Genomic DNA, 21,613 nt, shown 5'->3' with positions numbered 1-21,613 from the left:
GGTGGAGCTAACATCATTTCTCTCCCAACCGGATAGGGGCCGGGCTCTTCCTCCCTTCCAAGGTTTCTCCCGTCGCGACGCTCCGGTCGAACGCTGCTGCCAGGTCGGCCGCAAGTGCCGTGCCAAAATGAGGACCTGCGCCAATCACGGCCTTTCCCGGTTTCGGTCATCTTGCGTCAGTGGGAATGTGCGGATTTCCGCACTATCTGCCTCACTCCAGGCAGAGTTCCACACTAAGGTTCGCCACGGTCGGGTCTGAAGAGAATGCGGTGGCAGAAGACGCGATTGACAAGGGCGCCTTGCAACTCGTCTTTTTGATATTCCCTCTGGCAGATCGGCCGCCGGTCGACCTTTCTGCGTGCGGTTTTGCTGGGTGAGCCCTCGGTTTTGTCGTCTTTGCGACGGGCCGCATCACCGGCCACCAAAACGGAGTGTTCCCTACGCGAGCGTGCTCCTGCCACCCGGCAGCCGACAGCTTTGAAAGGAGACGTCGAGAAGCAGGGATTGTTTCCGTTGGTCCTGACCCGCGACGGTCCGCTTCAAGAGATGCTTACATTCGCATTGCCAAGGAAGTCGTGCCGACCAGCTTCGCGCTATCACCGCTTCTACATCATCACATTGACGGAATGACGGTTGCCGCGAGCAACGCCAGCGAGCCGACAGTGTCATCGGCTGCCGTTGTTGCTTCCGGCTACTTCAAAACGAGGGTGAATGGCACAGCCACGCAACACGCTCTACATGGTCAGCGCGCCAGGCACCGCGCAGACGCTGGGGACATTTCTGCCGCTCGACATCTTTCTGCTCGATGATAAAAAAGTGCTGATAGAATTCTATCATAGGCGACGAGTTTACTGTCACAAATGAAAGAAAGCGCGGTTGACTAGCTACCCTCATTCCGTTCTGTTGAATCCATCCGGTGATGGTGCTGTCGCCAGATCAAGAGCTGTTCTCACAAACACGTCAAGTGCGAACAGAGGATGACGAAAAGGAGACTTTCATGACTGAAGCAACACTCGTTACAGGCCGCGGTGGCGTGTCAACCATCGCGGCTGTCCAGCAATCGCCATCAATTGACGACGAACCCGACACAGGCGCTCCGCACGGATACGCCCAAGAGGGCGGGTTCATCGAAGGCGCCTTGCGTCGAACCGCAGTCTCGGAACGATTCGATCTTTCTCTTGTGCTTGCGAGGTACCGGAGACAGTACGGCTTCTCACAAGCGGTCGCAGAGGACCATCGACGCGAACTCGTCCGTTTCTTGGCACTCTGCGCGACCGCCCAACAGTATGGCCACTCATACGGGATGATGGGCGCAATCGATGAGTTGTGGCACATGTTCGTCATCTTCACGAGAGACTACGCTCGATTTTGCGAAGAGGTGGCGGGCAGGTTTCTGCACCATATTCCGGAACCCCATGGCGTAGCTACGCAGGGTACCATCGACCGGTACCTCGCTTTCCTGGAGGACTACAGAACGGTTTATGGGGAAGCGCCGCCCCCAGCGTATTGGCCCAAGCCGAAGCGCTCGCCCGACAACACGGATGGTTCCTGCGACGGCTGCGACGGCTGCAGCGGAGGATGCGTAGTTGACGCAATACCTTAGAAGGAGCGCTTGGAATTGCTCGGTCCCAGATCGACCGAGCCATTCGGCCGAATACTCAGCTGAGAACGAGGGGCACGGGCCATGCATATTTTGATGTTCGGAAAGATGCCTCCTATCCAGGGGGGTGTTTCCAAGGCAACTTGGATAGCGGCAACCGATCTTGTGACCGCCGGCCATACAGTAACCTTCATCTCGAACGCCAACAGTATGGGCTACGGATTCCGGCAAATGGGATCGGCATCCAGCATAGAGGCGACGGTTGCTGGCTTCTCGGGAAAGCTTGAGATTCGGCAGCTTGAGGCGGTGCCAAGGCTCTCTTACATTCCATGGGCACCGCCGTACCTTAGCCAACTTTTGGGAAACGCCATCGCAGCCGCAAAGTTACGTACACCCGACTTGGTGATTGGATGGTACCTTGAACCCTATGGCGTTGCGGCTTCGATCTTTGGTCAGTTGGCCGACACACCGGTCATATTGCGGCATGCCGGAAGCGACCTGGGTCGATTGAGGAAAGTTGCCGATTTAGGGCCACTCTATGACCGCTGCTTAGCGTCGGCAAGCCGTGTGGTGGCGAGCAAAAAGCACGATGCGGTGGAGATTGTCCTGGATGCGGGCGTCAGACGAGAAAGCCTGGTCCAACCTCGCGGCAGGAGGCTCGATGATTCCTTCTGGGAGCCTACCCGATTTGACTTTGAGGCACTTGTCGACGAGGCGGAAGCATTCTTCAGCAACTACGGTTTCGAACGCGACTTCCTAAAGAAGCTAACCGATTGGAATAGGGAAGGGTTGAGGTCCTCAGATCCGATTGTCGGCAGTTACGGGAAAATCGGGATAGCGAAAGGAACCTACAGCCTAATTGATGCGCTGGACCTTCTCGCGGATCGAAACCTCCCGGTCGCCTATCGCGCGCTGTGGAGTGCCGCGCCTGATCGCTTTGCTCATGCATTCAACCACCTTGCGTCAAAGAAACGGCTGCGGGGTCGAACGATCATTCTGCCACCACTTCCTCCGTGGGAAGTTCCGGCTTTCATAAGGTCCTGCTCCGTGATCACGTTCCTGGAAAACAATTTTCCAATCGCGTTTCATGGGCCTCAGATTCCGCGTGAGGTGCTGGCATGTGGTACACCGCTGATATTGAGCGGTGAGATTTGTTCGAAGGTGTCTTTCGCCGCCGAGCTGGCGGATCGGACAAACGTCCTGCGCGCCGAAGACCCCAACAACGTGGCCGAGTTGGCGTCGGTCTTAGAGCTGGCAATTACAGATCGCGAAGTGCGTGCGAGCCTCTCACATCACGGAAAGACGCTCTCGCGCGTAATAGAGTCGACCGCCCTTCCGCATGATCCACTGATTGACGTGATCAGATCCATGTAAATGCTCGATGCCACACTGTCCAAACATACGCGGCCGCCGTCGCCTTGCCCACCTATGCTGGGGCTGACTCACCAGGACTCAACGCTCTTCGTTACAATCTCTATTATGGTTGCTTTCGCAAGACCGCCTTCAAATGGCTCGACGTCCTGACCTTGTTCGAAACGCAAATTCTGCCCTCGATCCTCTACCGGCCAGCGCCAGACGCCAATCCTGCAATGATAACGCTCCATCCGGACTGCGTGACCTGGCGGACAATTCACAAACGAGCACAAGGAAATCCTTACGTGAGATCCTCACCGAAAGAGACCGCCACCGCGGCCATCCCGATTCATCGAGTGCATCCCCCGTCTTTCTGGAAGGGGATGATCCTTGCAGCGACCGTGATCGTCCTCGTACCGAGTAGTCAGGTTTCGGCTCAGGACAAGGGGGCATGCCTTGCTTATAAGTATGGGAAGATTGAGTGCGCGGATACAGAACTTGAACCGCGCGAAGAATGGGGAGAATACCAAACATGTGCCTATTATCACGGCGAAATATCTAACGAATGCATGCAAATAATGAGAGGGTGGTACCGGGAGAGTCGCCGCGAGAATCCACCGCGCCGAGCTTTGAGAGCAGTCGGTGACGAGGTCACGAGCCCGGTAAGACCCGCGACAGCCGGGCAAACCGTTCACCACATACATCAGGCAGCCTTAGTTGGTTGGGAGAGCAAGGAGTTGGAAGAACTTGCAGCCTCAGTTGGTTGGGAGAGAAAGAAGATGGAAGAACTTCCAGCGGGAACAAAGTTCAACCACGCTAATAGGGATGGGGTGTGGGGCGGTTCGGGGCAAAGCGGGCACACGGGCGAAGCAATTTGGATGACCTCAGAAAACGATGTAAACGCGGCACGCGGCTATGCGGGTAGTTCTGGAAAGTACTTTGTTATCGTGGCGCAAGAGCCCCTCAAATTAGCGGTCATGGACGAGCAGGGTGATCAAGTGCACCCTGATGAACTAGGCGCATGGGCCACCTTGGCGCAGAGATACGGCTTTGATGGAGTGAAGACGGAATATGGAAGCTCGTACGAGGTGATTTTATTTAACAGAAGCAAGATTGCACCTGTGGAAGAACGTGGTTTCGATTAGCACAGACGCCAGCACACGACGCCATCGAGATAGGTGCCGTCCTCGTTGAGGCGGATGAAGTTTGCGAGTTCGGTCATGGTCTGTCTCCTGAGTGCGTGTTTCCCGAAGGGAAAGCCCTTTCGGGCGAAGCCTCCCCGGACAGAGGGGGAGGGCGAAAGCCAGGGCGCGACCGCTTCCTCCTCTCTGCGTGTTTCGGGTGATGGCGGGCAGTGATTTCGGAGGATGATGGGCGCGCGTTTCGCGCGATGATGGGCAGCATTTTTGCGAGATCGTAGGCGGGTCTGGTCGGCAGACTAACGATAGAAGCCCCTTCTGGAATGAGGGAGGGGCGAGATGCCGACGGAACGACTGACCATGCGCCGAATACGGGATGTTTTGCGATTGAAGTTTGGCCAAGGGCTGAGCGAGCGGGCGATTGCCGCGTCTCTCGGTCTCGGCAAGGGAAGCGTCGGCGCCTATGTCCTGCGGGCGCGGCAGGCCGGACTGGGCTGGCCCTTGCCGGGTCTTGACGACGACGGTCTGGAGCTCCTTCTGTTTCCGGCGTCGCCGACGGTGCCGGATCCGGATCGCCCGATCCCAGATTGGGCAATGATCGATCGAGAACTGCGGCGCCCCGGGGTAACCCGGATGCTGTTGTGGGAAGAATACCGGGCGGCCCATCCCAACGGCTTTGCCTATACCTGGTTCTGCGTCCACTTCGATGCCTGGAAGGGCCGCGTCCGCCCGACGATGCGGCAGACGCATGTGGGTGGCGAGAAGGTCTTCGTCGACTTCGCCGGGGACACGATCGACGTGATCGACCCGGTGACCGGCGAGGCGCGGGCGATGAAGCTGTACGTTGCGGCGATGGGGGCCTCGAACCACACCTATGCCGAGGCCGTCGCCACCGAGGGGCTGGAGGACTGGATCGGCGCCCATGTCCGGATGTTCGCCTTCCTCGGCGGCGTGCCGAAGGTGGTGGTCCCTGACAACCTCAAGGCGGCGGTGGTCAAGGCCGACCGCTTCGATCCCGGGCTGAACCGCACCTATGCCGAGATGGCGGCGCATTACGGAACGGCGATCCTACCCGCCCGACCACGTCGGCCCAAGGATAAAGCCAAGGTCGAGGTTGCGGTCCAGGTGGCTCAGCGCTGGATCCTCGCCCGGCTGCGCAATCGCCAGTTCTTCTCGCTGACCGAACTGAACGCGGCGATCCGGCGGCTGCTGGACGAGTTGAACATGCGCGTCATGCGCGGCTACGGCGCCAGCCGCGCTGATCTCTTCGCCACGCTGGATCGGCCGCATCTGCAACCGCTGCCTGGGGCCCCCTATGTGTTTGCGCGCTGGAAGCGCTGCCGCGTCGCGCCTGATTACCACGTCGAGGTGGACAGTTCGTGGTATTCCGTCCCCTTCGGTCTGATCCGGCAGGAGGTGGATGTCCGGGTCTGCGGGGCCATCGTCGAGATATTCCATGGCGGCCGCCGGGTGGCCAGCCATCCCCGCTGCCCCGGACGGCGCAGCCATGTGACGCTGCCCGAGCACATGCCCTCGGCGCATCGCCGTCATGCCGAATGGACCCCGGCCCGGGTACTGGCGACAGCCGCAAGACTTGGCCCGTCCGTCATGGCCTTCTGCGAGACGGTGATGGCTGATCGTCCTCACCCGGAGCAAGGCTTCCGCACCTGCCTTGGTGTTCTGGCCCTGACCAGGAGCTATGATGTGGCGCGCCTCGATGCCGCCTGCCGGCGGGGGCTGTCGATCCGCGCGCGCTCCGTCGCTTCGATCCGCTCGATCCTTCAGACCGGTCTCGACCGGGCCTTCCTGGACGAGGCCCCCGAGGAGCGCCCTCTGCAACACGCCAATATCCGTGGCCAAGGTTACTATCATTAAAAGGAGACTGACCCTTGCTGACTCACCCCACCTCCGAGCAACTGATGACGCTCGGCCTGACCGGCATGGCCAAGGCGCTGGATGAACAGCGTCAGGCCCAGACCACCTTCGAGCCGCTCGGCTTCGAAGACCGGCTCGGCCTCCTGGTCGACCGTGAAGCCGCGGACCGCGACGCCAAGCGCCTGATCGCTCGGCTGAAGTTCGCAGCCCTCCGGCAGTCGGCCTGCGTCGAGGATCTCGATTTGCGCACCGCGCGCGGCATTGACCGCGCCGTTATGGCCCATCTGATCGACGGCAGCTGGATCCAGCGCCACGAGAACCTGCTCATCACCGGCCCGACCGGCCTCGGCAAAAGCTGGATCGCCTGCGCGCTCGGCCACAAGGCCTGCCGCGATGGCCGCTCCGCCGCCTACCATCGCGTGCCGCGCCTGTTCGAGGCGCTCGCCATCGCCAGGGGCGACGGGCGGCATGCCCGCATGCTGAAGGCCATCGCCCGCGTGGAGGTGCTGATCCTGGATGACTGGGGGCTATCGGTCCTGACCGCCACGGAACGACGCGACCTGCTGGAAATCCTCGAAGACCGCCATGAACGCGGCTCGACTATTGTCACCAGCCAGTTGCCCGTCGATCACTGGCACGAAGCCATCGGCGACCCGACCCTCGCCGATGCCATCCTCGACCGGCTCGTCCACAACGCCCACCGCCTCACCCTCTCAGGTGAAAGCCTGCGGCGGCGCGGGGCAATCACGAAACCACTTGACCAAACCGGCCAGGCCTGACTCCATGCAAGCGTCGACCAGCCTTGCCCGCGACCGCGAAATGGCTGCCCACGATGGCGTGAAACACGTGCCCGAGATCGCGTGAAATCGCCGCCCACATTCCGCGAAATGCGCACTCCTCTCGATCGGTCACTATGCGATCGCGCTATACGCTGCGCTGATCGAGGCCAAGGTCATCCCGGAAGACGAGATCGAGACCTATGGCCGCTTGCCGATGTCCGGAATGGCTGCCTACACCCTGGAATGGAGATCACTGGCGGCTCGCTCGGCCATGGTCTTGGCATTGCCGTCGGGTCTTGCCTCGGGCTGAAGCGCAGAGGCTCGAAATCGTTCGTCTACAACCTGTTCTCCGACGGCGAGCTCGACGAGGGCTCGACCTAGGAAGCCGCGATGTCGGCCGGAAGTTACAAGCTCGACAACCTGATCGGCATCGTTGACGTCATGCAGGCCGATGGTCCCTCGACGGAGATCCTCAATTTCGAGCCGCTCGCGCCGAAGTTCGAAGCCTTCGGCTGGTTCGTCTAGCGCGTCGATGCCAACGACATCGATGCGCTGTTGAAGGCCTTCGATGCCGCCCGGCATCATGACGGGCCGCAGCCGCGCATCATTATCTGCGACACCAAAATGGAGAAGGGAGTGCCCTTCCTGGAGGCGCGCGCGCTGTTCAAGCGGGGTGCGAAGAAAGTTATTGGGACTGACATATCTGAGGAAGTTGTTGATTCAGCTAGACTTAACGCGAAGTCTAATGGAGCGAGTGGTGTTATATTTACAAAGTGCACTGAAGAAAATCTATTTTCAGGTTTTGAAATAAAGGAAAAGTTCGACATCATCATCGCCAATCTTCCATTCACCAACGGCCGTGTCGTTGGGAAGATGTTGGATCCAGATTTAAAAAACCCTGTTTAGCTTTTTGATTGGATGCCGGATGCGTCTTGCCGAGACTGGTAGGCTATATATGAGCTATGGCCGCACCGGGTTCCCTCGAGCGCTTGAAGAATATTGCAGAGTCGCCGGGTTGAACAAGGAGATACTCGATACAATTGAGGGAAGAGATGAAACATTTTTCATCTATAGGATAACGCGATCAAGTGGCGGATTGAAGTTCGTGGATCCAGCTGAAAATTTGGGTCAGCACATCAAGGCTGTCCTTCCTTAAGCTTGCACCTCGATTGAGCGTTACCCCTAAAAAGAAACGGGCGGTGCTCTCCGTTGCTAGGCCCAATGAGGCCCTTCTAGAGGCCTATTGTCACCGCACGCCATGTTTGATTTCTTGACTTGGGTTTGATTGTTTTTCAACGGAGAGATGCCGGATGAGCTATATGATCGGATACGACTTGAACCGCGAGGGCGAGAACTACTCCAAGAAGGACGCTGCGCTTCGCAAACACATCAAAGAGAAGTATCCTACATATTGGGCCCACTTGGATTCTACGTTCATCGTCGTGACAGATCTTTCCGCCAAGCAGATAAGGGATGACCTGCTTCCGTTTATCGACGACAACGATGAGCTGCTTGTAGCGAAGTTGTCAGGCGAAGGAGCTTGGCGCGGATTTAGCGAGAGCGGGAGTAAGTGGCTAAAGGACCACTTGTAAGATGCCCTAACTGCTGGGTAATCTCAGCCTCCGAGCCGGGCGGGCAGCATCACAATGCGGTCCTTCGCTGGGCAGTCCCACATACCGCCTTATGGCGGCGCTATGCCTCTGCCGCTACCGTCAGCGGCGGCACCGTGGCCAACGACAATGACCCGCGCTGGCTGAACCCGGCCTTTGCGGAGGCTTATTGTGTGCTGCGGCCGGACAGTTTGTATGTCGGCTTCTATGGTTGGCCTGCAACCGACCGGTTTATCGAGGCGCGGCCGCGGCAGGCTTCCGCATCATTCTGAGCGCGACACGTTGGACGGCTTAGTTCATGGACCCCAGCCCTACCAGTTGTCGGACGGTTAAACAAAGACAAGAAAATCAGATACATGGCATGAGGTGAGACGTTCTTGCGTTTGAGCATCGTGCACATTTCCTGCGGGTACTTTGGGCTCAAACTGTAGCGGTTGCGCTCGAAGGGTCCACCATTGGCAAGGTTGCATTCGAAGAAGAGGGATCTCGTAACCGGTCCGAAATGCGCAGCACTCGCGCCCGTACTGCATTACGAACTCGACATCGTAGTTTTATGGACTTCAGAGCATCAAGAACAGCCTGAAGCGCCTGTGTCGTTCGCAGCGCTCCCTATCCATCTTCAGGCGCACCCTGGCGCCGTATGACAGCGCTTGTCCCTCGAAATGCAGCTATCGCCGCACGCTTTGCCCGCAGAGCAGGTCTTGCAGCAACCTTCGACGGGGAACGTGGACCAGGGTATCGGCGGATCCGGTCGGTTGATGATCGACCCGAGTTGCGCCGGCATCAGAACGCCGGCGACCAGCAAGCCGGCCACGATCTGAAACATGTTTCTGCCCCCAAGCGTCGTTTCTGTCGGCCCTGCACGCTGCCGGGCACTTATTTCGCAAAATAGGCAGAAATCCGCCGATCTGCCTTGGTGTACCAAGTGTCGTCAACGCTAAGGAAACCATCGGTCGGGCTTGACGATGCGGCGCCGCCCGCCCGCAGCAGTTCGGCCGACTTCTCAGCCTCAGCTGCAGGAAGCGGTAATGATCGAAGACGTCGAGGACATGCGTTGCGTACGCTTCGCTTGGGCAAGCGCGGGATCACGCTGCACGACAAGCTCATGGACGCTTGCGCCGACAGTGCCAGCGAAGAGGAGATGGCGCTGGACCTATTGGGCATCGACCCGGTCAAGGAGCCGATCCGTGCCCGCAAGGCCCTTCGCAGCCATCTCAAACGCGTGCTTTGGTTTCTGCATAAGGGGTATAGGGAGCTTTTTCCTACTTAGCTGCCCTAACAGCAGCTACCCGCGAGGGTACCACAGCTCGAAAACGTTCTGTGGAGAATTGGGAATGTTCTCCCGTTGAATGGTAAACGCTGCGGGTGAAAGCTTATCCAGTATGGCCTTTATCTTGTTGGCGTTGTCGCGATCTTCCGCCGAAAAATAACGAATCTCGCCTGACGATGGCGCCTTGCTCCCGACGTTCTCGATGCCCCGCGCGGCGTTGACCCCGTTGTCAACCAATCCAGAGATAAGCTTGGCCGCATCGGCGCGCTGATTCTCTTTCGCGATCTGAACAAACACACGGGGCTTGGCGCCGATGGGAGCCTGCGCCGCCTTCTGCACATCGCCACTAGGAGGTGGAGCCTTCGGATCCGCCGAGAGGACGGCGACCTGGGCCGAGCCGCCTGGCAGCACCTGGTAGCAGTCCACCTTTGCGACGGTTCTCAGCTCTCCGGACTGGTTAATGGGCGTGAAGGCTTCGACATTCTGGGCGGCACCATAGACCAACCCTATCAGGTACCCACGCCAGAATATGGGCCCGCCGCTCATGCCCGCGGCGATACCTGCCCTCATGTAATCTCGAAACGAACTGTCGAGGCTGTCGGTTGTAACGACAGCGGGCAAAACCAACAGCGGCGAGGAATCCCCGGCCGGAAATCCGGCCACGGTGATTGGCTCCATGACTGGCGGTATGTTGCAACCAAGCCGGAAATATGTGCCGATGCCGGCGTTTCGGACCTCGGTCTGGTTGACGTAGAGGAGGGCAATGTCCGTGCTGCTCGCGTCCGCTGGGTAACGCGATGCGGGGATCAGGGCAGTCTTGACGCCCCTCAATGACACGCTCACCTTGCCTGTTGCGGCGTCGAAATTGTCAAAAAGGTGCTTGGCGGTGAAGATGAAGCCGTCCGCGCCAAGCAAGACGCCTGAGCCTTCCCTGAACAGCTTGCCATCCGCCGTGGTCAGCCTCACATAAACGACCCCGTCAAAGATATTGCTGACGGATTGGGCATTGCACTGACCAAGCAGCGAAAAGAATACATATGCCAAGGCCAGAAGGCGACCAGCGCCTACATGGACAAAGGTTTGTAAAGGCCTGTCAAGCATGCCACGTCCCCGTCAGATATAGTGGTTGGTTTGACTGCAAATGCAACGCGTGTTCCGTGTTCGTCGAGAATGGTAGCCCATCCATCTTGAATGGGGTACATCATGATCGACGATTTATTTAGGGTTGGGTCAGCCAAGCATACAGCGCTCTTGTCCAACTTTGTAAGGATTTGCTCTCTGACGGTTTCCTCGTCCCAGCCCTTTGCGTGCATATCCCGGAAAACGGCGTCTTCTTTCCACTCTATCGTTGAAAGCGGAAACCTGTGTTCGTGTTGGAGCCCAACGGCATGACCGAATTCATGCATAATAGAGGCTGGGTAAAGGTCACTGAAGCGCATTGTGTACGGTGTCGTGACGGCTTTCGCCCGTCTGCCGATCGCCGACCAGTTCTGATCGGAAAACACCTCGACGCGTATATGCGCTTTGTCCAGGCTGGCCGTGAAGTCGAAGTCAAGGAACGTTCCCACGTGGGTGCCGAGCCACATTCTAGCCGACTGCATGACGATATCATGCTGCCGCTTCTCGCCGTTCAGAAAGGCGACGCCCAAGGTTATCTTGTCCTTGGTCTCGCTGTCTTCGGGCAACCAGATGTCGTTCTTGAAAGCCGTTCCGTAGGGTGTGAACACCAGCGGGCCGAGGTCCGTTTTGAAAATCAGGTTTTGGCCGTAGCCGTCGGCCGGCCGAAACTTCAGGGCGTCTGAAACTGCGCTGTCTTCGACAGCGCAGATGAAGCTCTGCTCCTCCCCATGGGCGGCCCGCCCGGCGAGGCAAAACGCGCAGCATCCGAGGAAGGCGCGCCTGTTCATTATTGGCTAGCGAACTGCTCGAATTCGCTATCCGATCCTTTGAAGACGTTGGCGTCCAGGCCCCCCTTGTAGGCGTCTCCAACCTTGGCGCGATCCGAGAACTGCCAAATGTTCCATTTTGCGCCGCCAGGAACCTTGGGGTTCTCCGTGGCTTGACCCGACCTGGAGTAGTCCGCGATCCAAATACCGTAGTCCGAGAGGTCGGAGATCCGCTTCGGCGAGATCCCGCGCTCCCTCCACCAGGCATTCGCGGTATAGATGACGGGAACCCGTTTGGTTCGTTTCTGGACCTCCGCGCACCAAGCTTTCACTGAGCCGAGGATGGTGTCTGGAGCATAGTCTCTCCAGCGATCCGGACCGGCTGCCCTGGCAATGTCCCATTCCAGATCGAGCACGGGTGGCATGTCGGTCTTTTCGATGCCGCCATGTGAATTCACAAAGTTGACAAAAGTGTCCGCCTGCACAGCCCCGTCGTTGCCAGCGGTGAGAAAGTGGTAGGCGCCTCGGCGAAGCCTGTTGGTCGCATGCGACGGCAAGGCTTTAACGTCTCCCCAGAAACCGGCAAACTTCTTGTCCTTGAACCTCGTCCCTTGGGTCGCCTTTATGTACACAAACTTGACGTTCTTCTCGTCGCGCAATGACTTGAAGTCGACGTGCCCAGAATAATGGCTCACATCGACGCCCCAGTGGTAATTGACCCGGTCTTCGCCTGTCTTGGAGTCAGTTTTGGAATCTTCGGGGAAGGTGAAATCTCCCGGAATATAGGAGCCTCCGCTGTTGTCGACATCCGTCGCCTGCAACTGAGCGATCGCGGTGTCAACGATCCGCTCGAAAAGGTCGCTTCTCGATGGCTCGCTCGTCAGATATTCCAACGTAGGGGCCTTCGCCTGGGCGAACGAAGCGCCCATTGATGAAGTAGCCAATGTTCCCGCAGCAGTTATCAGAAGTTGGCGGCGATCAAGTTGCATGAAAGCATCCCCTCAATAGAGACATGTTAGAGTGCGGCCGGCGATGAATAGAAGTTGCTGGAAAGATAGTGCCCCATCATTAACTTCCGCGCAATAGCCAAGACACTATTTTTTTTACTCTTACTTCGCTCTTAGCTTAGCTAACTAACTGCGTGGTCATGCGTGCAGCCGTCATGACTTGAAGCCAGGGGCGCCTAGAGCCTCCAAGGCTCCGGGACTTGAAGTCAGCGGAGGACTTCCTATCCTATAGGTTGAGTGCCAAGAAGAATCCCCCTTTTGGGCGGTTCGGACACTCAGGAGGAAGACGATGGATAGGTACATGCAACCCACCGCTCGCTGCGATGCGGTTGTGCGCCCTGCAAACAGTCGCATCTCCGACGCGTAGAACTTAGTTGCCGGTCCATGCCTGCATCAGTTTTTCGTATTCCACAAGTCTAGCGTAGTCATTCTGATATGGATCGGCAGCGCGCTTTCGTTCCAGCTTTATGGCCTCCTTGAGCCGACTAGTGGCATCGTCCTTGGCGTCGATGGCGTACATCAGGACGGCGCTCGCATAGTGAGGATACGGGTCGTTCGGATTCGCATCGAGCAGCGCCGTCCTTGCGGCTTGTTCCGCCTCAGCCAGGGTATCGGCGGGCAGATCCTTTGTCCGCCCGGCCGCTTCGGCAAACCCGGCGCCGCTATAGGCCAATTCCTTCGTCGACTTGGCGCTCTTGTAGAGGGCACGGTACTGGTCTAAGGCCGCCTGAAGCTGGGCAGGGCTACCTTTATCCTTTGCGTAGTCGAGCGCCAGGGCTGCCTGTTCCTCCTGGGCCGGCCTGAAGTCGGGATAAGAGGAGACAAGGCTGGCGTATGCGTCGACGGCCTCGCTGTAGCTCTTCTTCTCATAGAAAATCTTCGCCTTCGCGAACTTCGAGACGCGCAAATGCTCCTCGCTCTTTCCCTCTGACAGCTTAGTCATCTGTGCAACGATATCGAGCGCCTTGCCGAACTCCGCCTCGGCTTGCTCTGGCCGGTCCGACTCCTGGTAGTTGTCGCCTAGCCTCCTGTGAATGTTCTGCAGCCCGTCTAGCACTTCGAACCGATCGGGATCGAGGTAGGCGGCCCGCTCGTAGACGGTTTCCGCTTCCTGGTATCGTCCGATCATCCTTAGCGACTTTCCCAGCATCTCAAGGGTGTCCGCATCGTTCGAATCGATCTCGTAACAAATCCCGAGATACCTTGCCGCTGACTCCCACCGCTCCTGCAGGAATTTTATCGTTCCACGTTCCTTTATTACGTTCGCGATGCCCACTTCATCGTTTCGCATACTGGATTTCATTATATGTTCCAGTACCTTCTCGGCCTCGTCCAGTTTCCCGGACGTCCGCAGCGCAACTGCCTGCTCGAACTCCTTATTGGTCGCATCATCAAAAGAGGCGCCGCCCGAATGCGCCGGAGGCGACCAGGCCACGAATGCAAGAAATGCAAAGACAAAAAAAGCCCCGCAATCTGGCCAGCGGCGTCTGTGTTTCGCTGAACGTTTCATACGACATACCGTCCGAATCTGCACATTGAGGCTAAACGGAGAGCCAGAGCGATGATCGACGACTATTTGCGCTTGCTGCCAGCCGCGACATACTTTCCTTGAATGGCGAAGGTGACGTTGCTTCTGGTCGTAGATTTTATTTCAGGATTGGCCCACGATAGAGACGCAGGGCCGGCGGCAAATGCCGCCTGGAAAGCGCCCTTCGAAAGCGTGTAGACTTTCTTTGCATTCGCGACCTCGGTGACGATCATGTACGGCCGATTGGCACCGAGGATGTCGTTCCGGCAGCTCGTTCCAAGATTCGCCAGAACGAATTCCGCCGCGCTCCGGGAGTCGCCGGAGACCAGATGGGTAACACTGTAGCCTTCAACTTTGATTTTCTTGTAGGGCGCCGTGATGACGCCGATACCCGGAACGGATAGCGAGAAGTTTGTTGAGGCAAGGTTATCTTCCAGAGAGTCGTCATGCTCGACCACCTTGGTCGACAGGCCCTTAATGGCTGCGATTGCCATGTCGCGCTCGCAGATCTCGTACGCTGAGCCATCTTTGTGAAATCTGTAAATGCCCGGTGTCGTGATCGCGTAGCCGTACGACGGATCAATTGAATACGCGCCCGGTCCAAGCGCCTGGACCGCCACCGTGGGGCTGGACCCGCCAATTTGCGGTAGGAAATTTCCGTCCTGTTCAATCGAACACGCGCTGAGCAGCGCCGCGGCGGCAGCAACCGATATAATCTTCAACACTTTGGAGGCCCTCATGCCCTGACGGAAGGCGTAAGCAAACTTATAGCAAATGTAAATACGCATTTGAGCAAAGTTCTGAGAAAACACCATCAAGAGCAACCTCAACATGGCGTCGATGGTAACGCGTAGAGTGATATCCGGTTGGGCAGACTAGGTAGAATGGTTAGCTGGCTGTCTGGCCCCGGCAGGCAGTCTCGTCAAGTTCATTCTACTATTCAGTGAAATGGAATGCTATTTGGATGCAGTTTTGGGCGTGTTTCCTTGCCTCCAAGCGGTGCCGCATGGAAAAGCCGTCCGGGGAGGTGTGCTCCCAGCCGCAAACTGCCACCATCAGCATCGAGGCGAGCCGACGTCTGCGTGGCGGCGCCCTTCGCCGGGGGCTGTCGGTCCCGCATCCCGCCTGGCGGCGGCGCCATACGCTGATGCTCCTGGGGCGGTCTTGATGAACCGGTCTCAGGGCAACGAACTTTCTCCAGCTCCGAAAGACCTAGTAGTCAAAATCTGACGCTTGGTACCGGAACCGTAGGCCCGCTCGGGGTGGTGAGCGGACGTTCCCGTCGGTCATTGGAACGGAATGTTAGCTGCGAGAATCGGTCTTTCCTTCACGGACCGCTCTCTCCCTATTGGGGATCTTGTCGTGAACTTTCCATGTCAGCCATTACCTTGGAGAGTTCACGGCGCATGTCGGCAAAACTTGATATCTCGAATTGATGGCAAACCGCATCCGACCCTAGCAGGATGAAATCGCAGGCAGTGAGCAGCATGTCTTTCACACCGTCCAGTTCCGGAGCGTAGTCAATTTCTTGGACCTCGCCATTGGGGCCAACAATCAAGTGGGCGTCGAGCTCGCGGACACCAGAGTGTGCCGCTCGACTGAGGATGGAGTACGCAGAAACGTATAAATGGTGAAGTTCAGCCTGCTCGCTCAAGGCAGCTGTGGTTACCTTTTTTGTGGCGCCCGCGCCTTCTACTTGTTTCTTCAATTGAGCGAAATCTTCGTCACTGATGGCCTCTCGAAGCCTTAGTAAGATTGGATAGTCATATTTCCGTGCCTTCTTGATGAGGTCCAGACGCTCACGCAGATCATCGTTGACGAATGCACGAAAATTCGCTTCGTTAGCGGCAATGGCGCGAACCGCAAACACGGCCTCAAGTTCGGCGCGGATTGCAACCTTGCCCGACGCTACCAGACCTTTGCCGAGGAGCAATATGCCTGCCTGGAACTGGAGGACGCGCAAGAACAGCGCCGCCACCAACATCGACTGACCATCCCTGTTGCGCACTTCCGCATTGTTGAAGATCAGCGAATGGCACTCTCGATTTATTCGTCGAGCGAGGTTGAAGGCCATACCATTGGTGCGAGAAACTTCAGTTTCAAAAGGCAGGTTCTCCGTGAGGAAGCCGTCCAGCCCTGTGTCCGATTCCATGCTATCTCCGTTGATCGCATTGATGACCAGCGCTAAGGCACTCGTGCCCGATTTTACTACAGTCCTGGAAGCGCCGTCGATGCAAACTTAACATCCGTTGAACGCCGTTCGACAACCCACGGATGGCCTCCGGGTCCGAAAAAGGGTTGGAACAGGTAGTCCGCATCGGGTACCATGCGTCAGATTTCTACCACTAGTTTCGCGGGCGGACTTTTCGGTCCTTCCGCCTTGTATGCCCCTATTCCGGAGAGAGGGGCGCGGCCCTCTCTCGCAGTCCTGAGGAACCTTGGCGTCGGGCATTTCACGCTTGGCGCGTCAATCGCAGTTGGAAACGCCTGGAGTCAAGCCGGCGGCCATGGACAGCATGGCCCACCAGACTGAAGAAGCTTGTCATGCATGGTCACACCCCTTTCGATCGCTGCGTCGCCGGACGGCGGATCTGCATCGATGGCGGTGCGGGCTCAGGGGAGGTGGCCTGACCGTCGCGAAGTTCGAAGGCCAGCAGCTCGAGCCCATCGCGAGGGGTTTTGCTTCCTAGTTGGCGTCCGGTGTGGCGGTGTCGGCCGAAGCCTCGGTGGACGTTCCTAAGATTGCGCCGTCGGTCAATGGGTTTTGCCGTTGCTGGTCCGCCCGGAGCTGATGACGTTCCCTTCTAGCCGGCGCAGCCGTCTTGTCCCGATCCTGCCCGCTCCATTCGCTGCGCTCCCGTGTTGGGGACAAGCCGGCTTTGAGCGCCGTCTCCTTTGGAACCGTCCTCCGGGACAGAAACCATCAACCAAAGGAAAAGACCATGACCAACAACCGTAACACCAAGTCCGAGGCGAAATCGCCGCACGGTTGATGTAAAGGACTTGCCGTGCGGATGCTTACAGCCCTGATTTGGGCGCCGATTGGCGGCCACGAGTGTGGTACGGGAACATGGAGGCGGAACGATGCCAAATAAGCTTGTCATGATCATTAGGCATGCGGAGAAGCCGGTTCCAGAGGGCGCGGACTTTGGAGTCACAGAACAGGGCGAAAGTGATCCGGCATCGTTGACCGTGCGTGGCTGGCAACGGGCGGGTGGGCTTTGCTCACTCTTTTCTGCGCCGCCAGCGCCGATGGAAAAACCGGCATCGATTGTTGCGTCGGGGACGATCAAAAAGGATGGCTCCGGAACCCGGAGCAAACGGCCCAGCCAAACAATCACGCCCCTGGCGAGACGCCTCGGTCTTCAACCTGATGTCACGTATTCGAAGGGGCAAGAGGCGCTGGCTGCAGAAGCCATCCGCACAGCCCCAACACCTGTGTTGGTAAGCTGGCAGCACGAATCGATTCCGAGCCTGGCGGCTGCGCTCGTCGGTGGCGCGGGTATCGCCCCGGAATCTTGGCCGGACGAGGATTTCGACAGCATCTGGGTGTTGCAGAACGATGGCGCAGATGTCTGGTCATTCTCGCGTCACAGCCAAGGGCTTCTCGACGGTGATGGGTGACCGCGCTCACACACTGGCACGGAGCAGGGGCGCCGCTCTAAGGCTGCCGTATGCACGCCGCGGTCGGAAATGACAGGCGTTCTGGCTATGTTGTCTGTCATTTTACTATGGGCTATCGTCAGGGCAAAAGGGCCGAGCGAAGGCAAATTGTGCGCACGCATCGATTTATGAGGCACCGAACGCCGACAAAGGCGGCTTCGTCACCAAGACATGGCGCAGTTGTTTCATACTTCGCCTGGTAAGGGTCTCGCCTACCGGACCTATATCAAAACTGCTCGGCGTAAAAACAATATCACCTTGCGTACCCTTGACATGATGGCCCGTTCTCTTCGGATCTCCATTGCGACGTTGTTGACAGCCAAAACCGATATCGAGCCCTGGGTTCATGAGCTTGGAGACCAAGCAATCCGGAGGCGTCTTGGCGCCTTTATCAATGGTGAGCGCGAGCGCCGAAACCTCCTGCGCTATCAGATGGCAGAGTTGATCGGCGTCTCGGAGATGACGTTAGCGAAGTTGGAACGCGGCGCTGGAAATATCAGTGTCGATACAATTGCTGGCATCGCTAAATCGCTGTGTCTGGATCCCACGACATTTCTGTTCCAAGACCAGATTGCTTGCGACCCCTCTCCTCAAGCGTAACGTCGCTCTGCCAAATCGACGCGCGTCTGAAGATTGAGCATTGAAGCATTGAAGGCAGCTATCAGCGACGACCGTAGCGCACATCAATGCTGTTCATCCGGGGCGCCGTCGATGATCCAGTCCTTCACAAGTTTTGCTTCCGGGGCCAACTCGACCGAACGGTTGCTGACGATGAAGAATGCATACCCGGTTGCCCAGTTTGCGGCCAGGGCGGGGACAAGCAATCCTTCGCTCAACGGGTGATTGATTAGGTGCGTCCAGCCCAGCGCGACGCCTTGCCCGCCGATCGCCGCTTGCACGACCAGACTGTAATCGTTGAGTCGCAGGCCTTCACCGACGTCGGTGAATTCAACCCCAAAGTGGGCGAACCAGTCCTTCCAAGTCGGGCGCGGCCGGTGGGGCTCGTCAAGGTGGATGAGAGTCCGCCCGGCGAGATCCGGCAAATCACGCGGCGCGCCGGACTGCGTAAGATAGCTGGGGCTGCAGACCGGAATGAGTTTCTCACCGCCGAACCGCAACGCACGGTAGTTAGGCCAATCGCCAAGTCCACGCCGTACGCCGATTAGATGGGGGTCAGGGCCCAGATCGGTGTCGCGGTCCGCCGTCTGAATGCGGATTTCGATTTCCGGATGCTGTGCACGAAACTTTGGCAGCCGTGGGATTAGCCAGTGGCTGGCAAACGCCGTCGATGAAGACAAGACGACATGCTTGTCCTCAGTGGTACGTCGAACAGCCTCGGCCGATCGGGCGATATGGCCGAGACCCATCGCGACATCGCTGTAGAAGCGCTGGCCGGCTTCAGTCAAAATGATCCGCTTGTGCTGCCGCACGAACAGCTCGACGCCTAAGTCCCCCTCGAGGCTTTTAATGGCCGAGCTCACAGCGGCCTGGCTGACGCGAAGTTCTTCGGCCCGGCCGGGCTTGGAATACGTAGACGAGGCATTTTCCTTTTCGGGCGAACTCGGATATGAGATCTACTGCGCCCCCCATTACCAGCTCGCTTTGTACGAGGCGCTGGAGCGAGAGGGCGCGGATCTCGGGTTGCGCGCCTATGGCGGTCGGGCATTAATGTCGATGCGGCTGGAGAAAAACTGGGGCGTCTGGACGACGGACTTCCGTCCCGATTTTACCGCTGCGGAATCGGGCCTTGACGTCTATGTCGCTTTCGATAAGCAGGCCAATTTCATTGGAAAGGCTGCGGCTCAGGCTGAGCGTGAACAAGGGCCGGACAAGAAGCTGGTTACGCTGATGGTCGACACCGAGGATCTGGACTGCGTCGCTGACGAACCAATTTTTCACGACGGCATATGTGTCGGCTATGTCACTTCCGGGGGCTTCGGCCACACCGTCGGGAAGAGCCTCGCCATGGGTTACGTGCCGGCGGCTCTCACCGCCGAAGGCACGAAACTGCGTCGGCCTGGCGCTGAAAGGCTTCGCCAAAGGTGCTTCGGAAATAGGTTACGGCCAGATCCTCATTGGCGCGCTCAAATGGATGGGAGAGGTAGCGGAGCAAACCACGTACGTGCTCAGTCACTAACGGGCGTGTCACGGCACTGCTTTCAGATGCCCGACAATATTGTCGATCGTAAGCCTGCTCATGCGGCCCCCCAGCGTCAGAACTATAGCCTAAAGGAAGATTATTAAGGCTCTCCTTCGCGAGATACGAGTGAGCCTACATCTTTTGCAGGTCAGTCCTCAATAGACCTCGCCCCCGACCGTTTGCTCAAAGCGCCCGACGGTCTTCAAGGTCTTTCGGGTCGTCAACTGCTTGTTTGTGCACAACCAGCAACGACACAGCAGTCTGACATTGCGGTAACTGTCGCCTGAACAAGACCATCGGAGGGACTTATTTTTCGGAGTCGCGAGCGGCAGCAATGCACATCGTGGATCACGGACCATACGCGCCTGTATTGAAGTCAGCGTGATCGGGACTGGTCGGCAAGTCCGTAAAGACGACAACGACGTTTTTGCCGTCGAAATCCTTACCAGCGTGATGATATGCTGATGTCTAAGAATTCAAACATGATTCCAAAGATACTTAGCCTGGCTAGTTGATTGCGGATGTAATTTCGAATAGCTGAATGGCAACAGGAGTTGGGTATGGCAAAACTTCCGAAGTTTGAGCTCGTCCACGACAAGAAGAAAGACGATTGGGTCTTGCGCCAGGAAGGCGCGGATAGAGCAACCCGCAGATTTGACACCAAGGAAGAGGCCACCAAGGGTGGTGTGCTCGAGTCGGCGGTTGGGAAGGGCGGCGGCTCCGTCCGTATCAAGAAGCTTGACGGCACAATTCAAGAGGAACGAACGTTCCCCAGAAGTGCTGACCCCAACGAGACACCAGGCTAAAGGGCGCCGCCTGTTCCACGGGGCGTTTCGATGCCGGCGGTGTGGCTTTGGTGAGGCAGCGGGAGGGCGGTGCAGCGACTTTACAGGGCCTGCGGCCACTGTTGGGCGGCGTGCATGACAGTCAGGATTTCGACAGTATCGCCGTTGACGTGATAGGGGATGATATAGGGTATATCAGCCAAAACGAGCTCCCGCGTCGTCTTGATGCGTCCGATGCGACCCATGGCCGGTTGCTCGGCCAGGTGCTCGGCCGCCGACACAATGCGCGCAACGACACGGCCGGCGGCGTCGGCGCTGTCTTTCTCGATGTGGGCGCCGATTTCGTCAAGCCGCCGCAACGCCCGCTGGGTCCAGCGGATTCTTTTACGGCTCATGATTGGCGGGCGGACTTGACGTATTTTCCGACCACGGCAGCTACATCATGGTCACTTGCGAATTCGCCGCGCTGGGCCTCGGCCAATCCGGCCTCGATTTCAGCCAGCTGCCACTCTTCCCTGGCCACGAAATCCTCAATGGCCTGTGCGGCCACATAGGAGCGTGACCGGTCAAGCTTTTCGGCGAGTTGGTCCAGCCTGTCTGCGGTTTCGTCCGGCACACGGACGGTGAAGGCGGTCATGGAGCTATAACTTTCGTTGGTTCACTATGATTATTGGTGAACCAAGCTGGTTCGTCAAGTCTGCGGCCACCGCCGATGGCTTGCGCTTGCTACGCAGACGCAAATTTGAACCATTGCCTGCTTTGGAAGGCAAGATCGGAGATATGTTTGTTCGGGTCGGCTGATAGCCTGCCGTGTCCAACTTGGGACACCCAACCTTTGACCGCCAGGCGGCGGACGCGGTCGTAAACGCCTTCTTTTGGGGGCCGCAGCATCCTTGAGGTGGACGGCGACTTCGCTGGGGACACCTACCGGGGTGATCTACGTTCTTCATTGCTTCCAGAAGAAGTCGAAGAAGGAAG

The 21,613-nt window shown here is 57.9% G+C and carries 23 protein-coding genes and 1 pseudogene; 15 read left to right on the top strand and 9 right to left on the bottom strand.

The window, feature by feature from the left end:
• Positions 1 to 711 precede the first annotated feature (711 nt).
• The 11 genes and pseudogenes from B5V02_RS40650 (at position 712) to B5V02_RS18865 (ending at position 9,626) form a co-directional block, all read left to right on the top strand.
• A complete protein-coding gene (locus B5V02_RS40650) occupies positions 712 to 864 on the top strand; it encodes a hypothetical protein (RefSeq protein WP_167458561.1) in 153 nt (50 codons plus the stop codon).
• Positions 865 to 997: 133 nt separating this feature from the next.
• Positions 998 to 1,603, top strand: coding sequence for a glycine-rich domain-containing protein (locus tag B5V02_RS18910; RefSeq protein WP_146606092.1), 606 nt, complete (start codon positions 998 to 1,000; stop codon positions 1,601 to 1,603).
• 81 nt (positions 1,604 to 1,684) lie between these two features.
• Positions 1,685 to 2,974, top strand: coding sequence for a glycosyltransferase family protein (locus B5V02_RS18905; protein ID WP_111545648.1), 1,290 nt, complete (start codon positions 1,685 to 1,687; stop codon positions 2,972 to 2,974).
• Between the two features lie 44 nt (positions 2,975 to 3,018).
• A complete protein-coding gene (locus B5V02_RS41680) occupies positions 3,019 to 4,098 on the top strand; it encodes a hypothetical protein (protein WP_245446015.1) in 1,080 nt (359 codons plus the stop codon).
• Between the two features lie 333 nt (positions 4,099 to 4,431).
• Complete coding sequence (gene istA / locus B5V02_RS18890; RefSeq protein WP_111545647.1) at positions 4,432 to 5,967, top strand: IS21 family transposase; 1,536 nt, start codon at positions 4,432 to 4,434, stop codon at positions 5,965 to 5,967.
• Positions 5,968 to 5,981: 14 nt separating this feature from the next.
• Entirely contained in the window at positions 5,982 to 6,746 is a 765-nt protein-coding gene (istB, locus tag B5V02_RS18885; RefSeq protein ID WP_167458560.1) for an IS21-like element helper ATPase IstB, read from the top strand.
• Between the two features lie 115 nt (positions 6,747 to 6,861).
• Positions 6,862 to 7,403 (top strand): annotated as a pseudogene (locus B5V02_RS18880) (transketolase); the annotation flags it as partial.
• Complete coding sequence (locus tag B5V02_RS41675; protein ID WP_245446014.1) at positions 7,383 to 7,652, top strand: methyltransferase domain-containing protein; 270 nt, start codon at positions 7,383 to 7,385, stop codon at positions 7,650 to 7,652. The pseudogene B5V02_RS18880 and the gene B5V02_RS41675, both read left to right, overlap by 21 nt.
• A gap of 404 nt (positions 7,653 to 8,056) precedes the next feature.
• Entirely contained in the window at positions 8,057 to 8,338 is a 282-nt protein-coding gene (locus tag B5V02_RS18870) for a SinR family protein (protein ID WP_111545645.1), read from the top strand.
• Positions 8,339 to 8,472: 134 nt separating this feature from the next.
• Positions 8,473 to 8,628, top strand: coding sequence for a hypothetical protein (locus B5V02_RS40640; RefSeq protein ID WP_167458559.1), 156 nt, complete (start codon positions 8,473 to 8,475; stop codon positions 8,626 to 8,628).
• Positions 8,629 to 9,410: 782 nt separating this feature from the next.
• Positions 9,411 to 9,626: a hypothetical protein gene (locus B5V02_RS18865; RefSeq protein WP_146606091.1), complete on the top strand. Its 216-nt coding sequence runs from the start codon at positions 9,411 to 9,413 to the stop codon at positions 9,624 to 9,626.
• 15 nt (positions 9,627 to 9,641) lie between these two features.
• Here B5V02_RS18865 and B5V02_RS18860 read toward each other — a convergent pair whose 3' ends face one another.
• From B5V02_RS18860 to B5V02_RS18835, 6 genes are all read right to left on the bottom strand, one after another.
• Positions 9,642 to 10,727, bottom strand: a complete 1,086-nt coding sequence (locus tag B5V02_RS18860) for a S1 family peptidase (protein ID WP_111545643.1) — start codon at positions 10,725 to 10,727, stop codon at positions 9,642 to 9,644.
• On the bottom strand, positions 10,691 to 11,533 hold the full coding sequence (locus B5V02_RS40125; RefSeq protein WP_146606090.1) for a zinc metalloprotease: 843 nt from the start codon (positions 11,531 to 11,533) through the stop codon (positions 10,691 to 10,693). Before B5V02_RS40125 ends, B5V02_RS18860 begins: the two co-directional genes overlap by 37 nt.
• A complete protein-coding gene (locus B5V02_RS18850; protein ID WP_111545641.1) occupies positions 11,533 to 12,501 on the bottom strand; it encodes a glycoside hydrolase family 25 protein in 969 nt (322 codons plus the stop codon). The genes B5V02_RS40125 and B5V02_RS18850 overlap by 1 nt, the downstream gene beginning before the upstream one ends.
• A gap of 388 nt (positions 12,502 to 12,889) precedes the next feature.
• Positions 12,890 to 14,029: a tetratricopeptide repeat protein gene (locus tag B5V02_RS18845; RefSeq protein ID WP_111545640.1), complete on the bottom strand. Its 1,140-nt coding sequence runs from the start codon at positions 14,027 to 14,029 to the stop codon at positions 12,890 to 12,892.
• Positions 14,030 to 14,091: 62 nt separating this feature from the next.
• Positions 14,092 to 14,865, bottom strand: coding sequence for a hypothetical protein (locus tag B5V02_RS18840; protein ID WP_146606089.1), 774 nt, complete (start codon positions 14,863 to 14,865; stop codon positions 14,092 to 14,094).
• A gap of 527 nt (positions 14,866 to 15,392) precedes the next feature.
• Complete coding sequence (locus B5V02_RS18835; protein ID WP_111545638.1) at positions 15,393 to 16,199, bottom strand: DUF5677 domain-containing protein; 807 nt, start codon at positions 16,197 to 16,199, stop codon at positions 15,393 to 15,395.
• A gap of 932 nt (positions 16,200 to 17,131) precedes the next feature.
• Here B5V02_RS18835 and B5V02_RS18830 point away from each other — a divergent pair.
• Together B5V02_RS18830 and B5V02_RS18825 are read left to right on the top strand one after the other, a co-directional pair.
• Positions 17,132 to 17,671: a hypothetical protein gene (locus B5V02_RS18830; protein ID WP_146606088.1), complete on the top strand. Its 540-nt coding sequence runs from the start codon at positions 17,132 to 17,134 to the stop codon at positions 17,669 to 17,671.
• 210 nt (positions 17,672 to 17,881) lie between these two features.
• Positions 17,882 to 18,310, top strand: coding sequence for a helix-turn-helix domain-containing protein (locus B5V02_RS18825; protein ID WP_245446012.1), 429 nt, complete (start codon positions 17,882 to 17,884; stop codon positions 18,308 to 18,310).
• An 83-nt stretch (positions 18,311 to 18,393) separates the two neighbouring features.
• On the opposite strand, the gene B5V02_RS18820 is transcribed toward B5V02_RS18825, so the two are convergent.
• Positions 18,394 to 19,191 carry a LysR substrate-binding domain-containing protein gene (locus B5V02_RS18820; protein ID WP_111545636.1) on the bottom strand — a complete coding sequence of 266 codons (798 nt, stop codon included), beginning with the start codon at positions 19,189 to 19,191 and terminating at the stop codon, positions 18,394 to 18,396.
• On the opposite strand from B5V02_RS18820, the gene B5V02_RS18815 reads away from it, so the two are divergent.
• Both B5V02_RS18815 and B5V02_RS18810 read left to right on the top strand, forming a co-directional pair.
• The gene (locus B5V02_RS18815) at positions 19,178 to 19,954 is read left to right on the top strand and encodes a glycine cleavage T C-terminal barrel domain-containing protein (RefSeq protein WP_208647106.1); all 777 of its coding nucleotides are present in this window, start codon (positions 19,178 to 19,180) and stop codon (positions 19,952 to 19,954) included. The two genes, B5V02_RS18820 and B5V02_RS18815, sit on opposite strands and share 14 nt — an antisense overlap.
• A gap of 456 nt (positions 19,955 to 20,410) precedes the next feature.
• Positions 20,411 to 20,656, top strand: a complete 246-nt coding sequence (locus B5V02_RS18810; RefSeq protein WP_111545635.1) for a DUF2188 domain-containing protein — start codon at positions 20,411 to 20,413, stop codon at positions 20,654 to 20,656.
• Positions 20,657 to 20,736: 80 nt separating this feature from the next.
• Here B5V02_RS18810 and B5V02_RS18805 read toward each other — a convergent pair whose 3' ends face one another.
• The gene (locus B5V02_RS18805; RefSeq protein WP_111545634.1) at positions 20,737 to 21,030 is read right to left on the bottom strand and encodes a type II toxin-antitoxin system RelE/ParE family toxin; all 294 of its coding nucleotides are present in this window, start codon (positions 21,028 to 21,030) and stop codon (positions 20,737 to 20,739) included.
• Positions 21,027 to 21,272 carry a CopG family ribbon-helix-helix protein gene (locus B5V02_RS18800; protein WP_111545633.1) on the bottom strand — a complete coding sequence of 82 codons (246 nt, stop codon included), beginning with the start codon at positions 21,270 to 21,272 and terminating at the stop codon, positions 21,027 to 21,029. The genes B5V02_RS18805 and B5V02_RS18800 overlap by 4 nt, the downstream gene beginning before the upstream one ends.
• Positions 21,273 to 21,613: the final 341 nt, after the last annotated feature.

The organism is Mesorhizobium kowhaii, from assembly GCF_003253745.1.
In the GTDB taxonomy this organism is placed as follows: Bacteria; Pseudomonadota; Alphaproteobacteria; order Rhizobiales; family Rhizobiaceae; genus Mesorhizobium; species Mesorhizobium kowhaii.
Note: the sequence above shows the minus strand (reverse complement) of the source record. Positions and strands in the feature narration are given on the sequence as shown.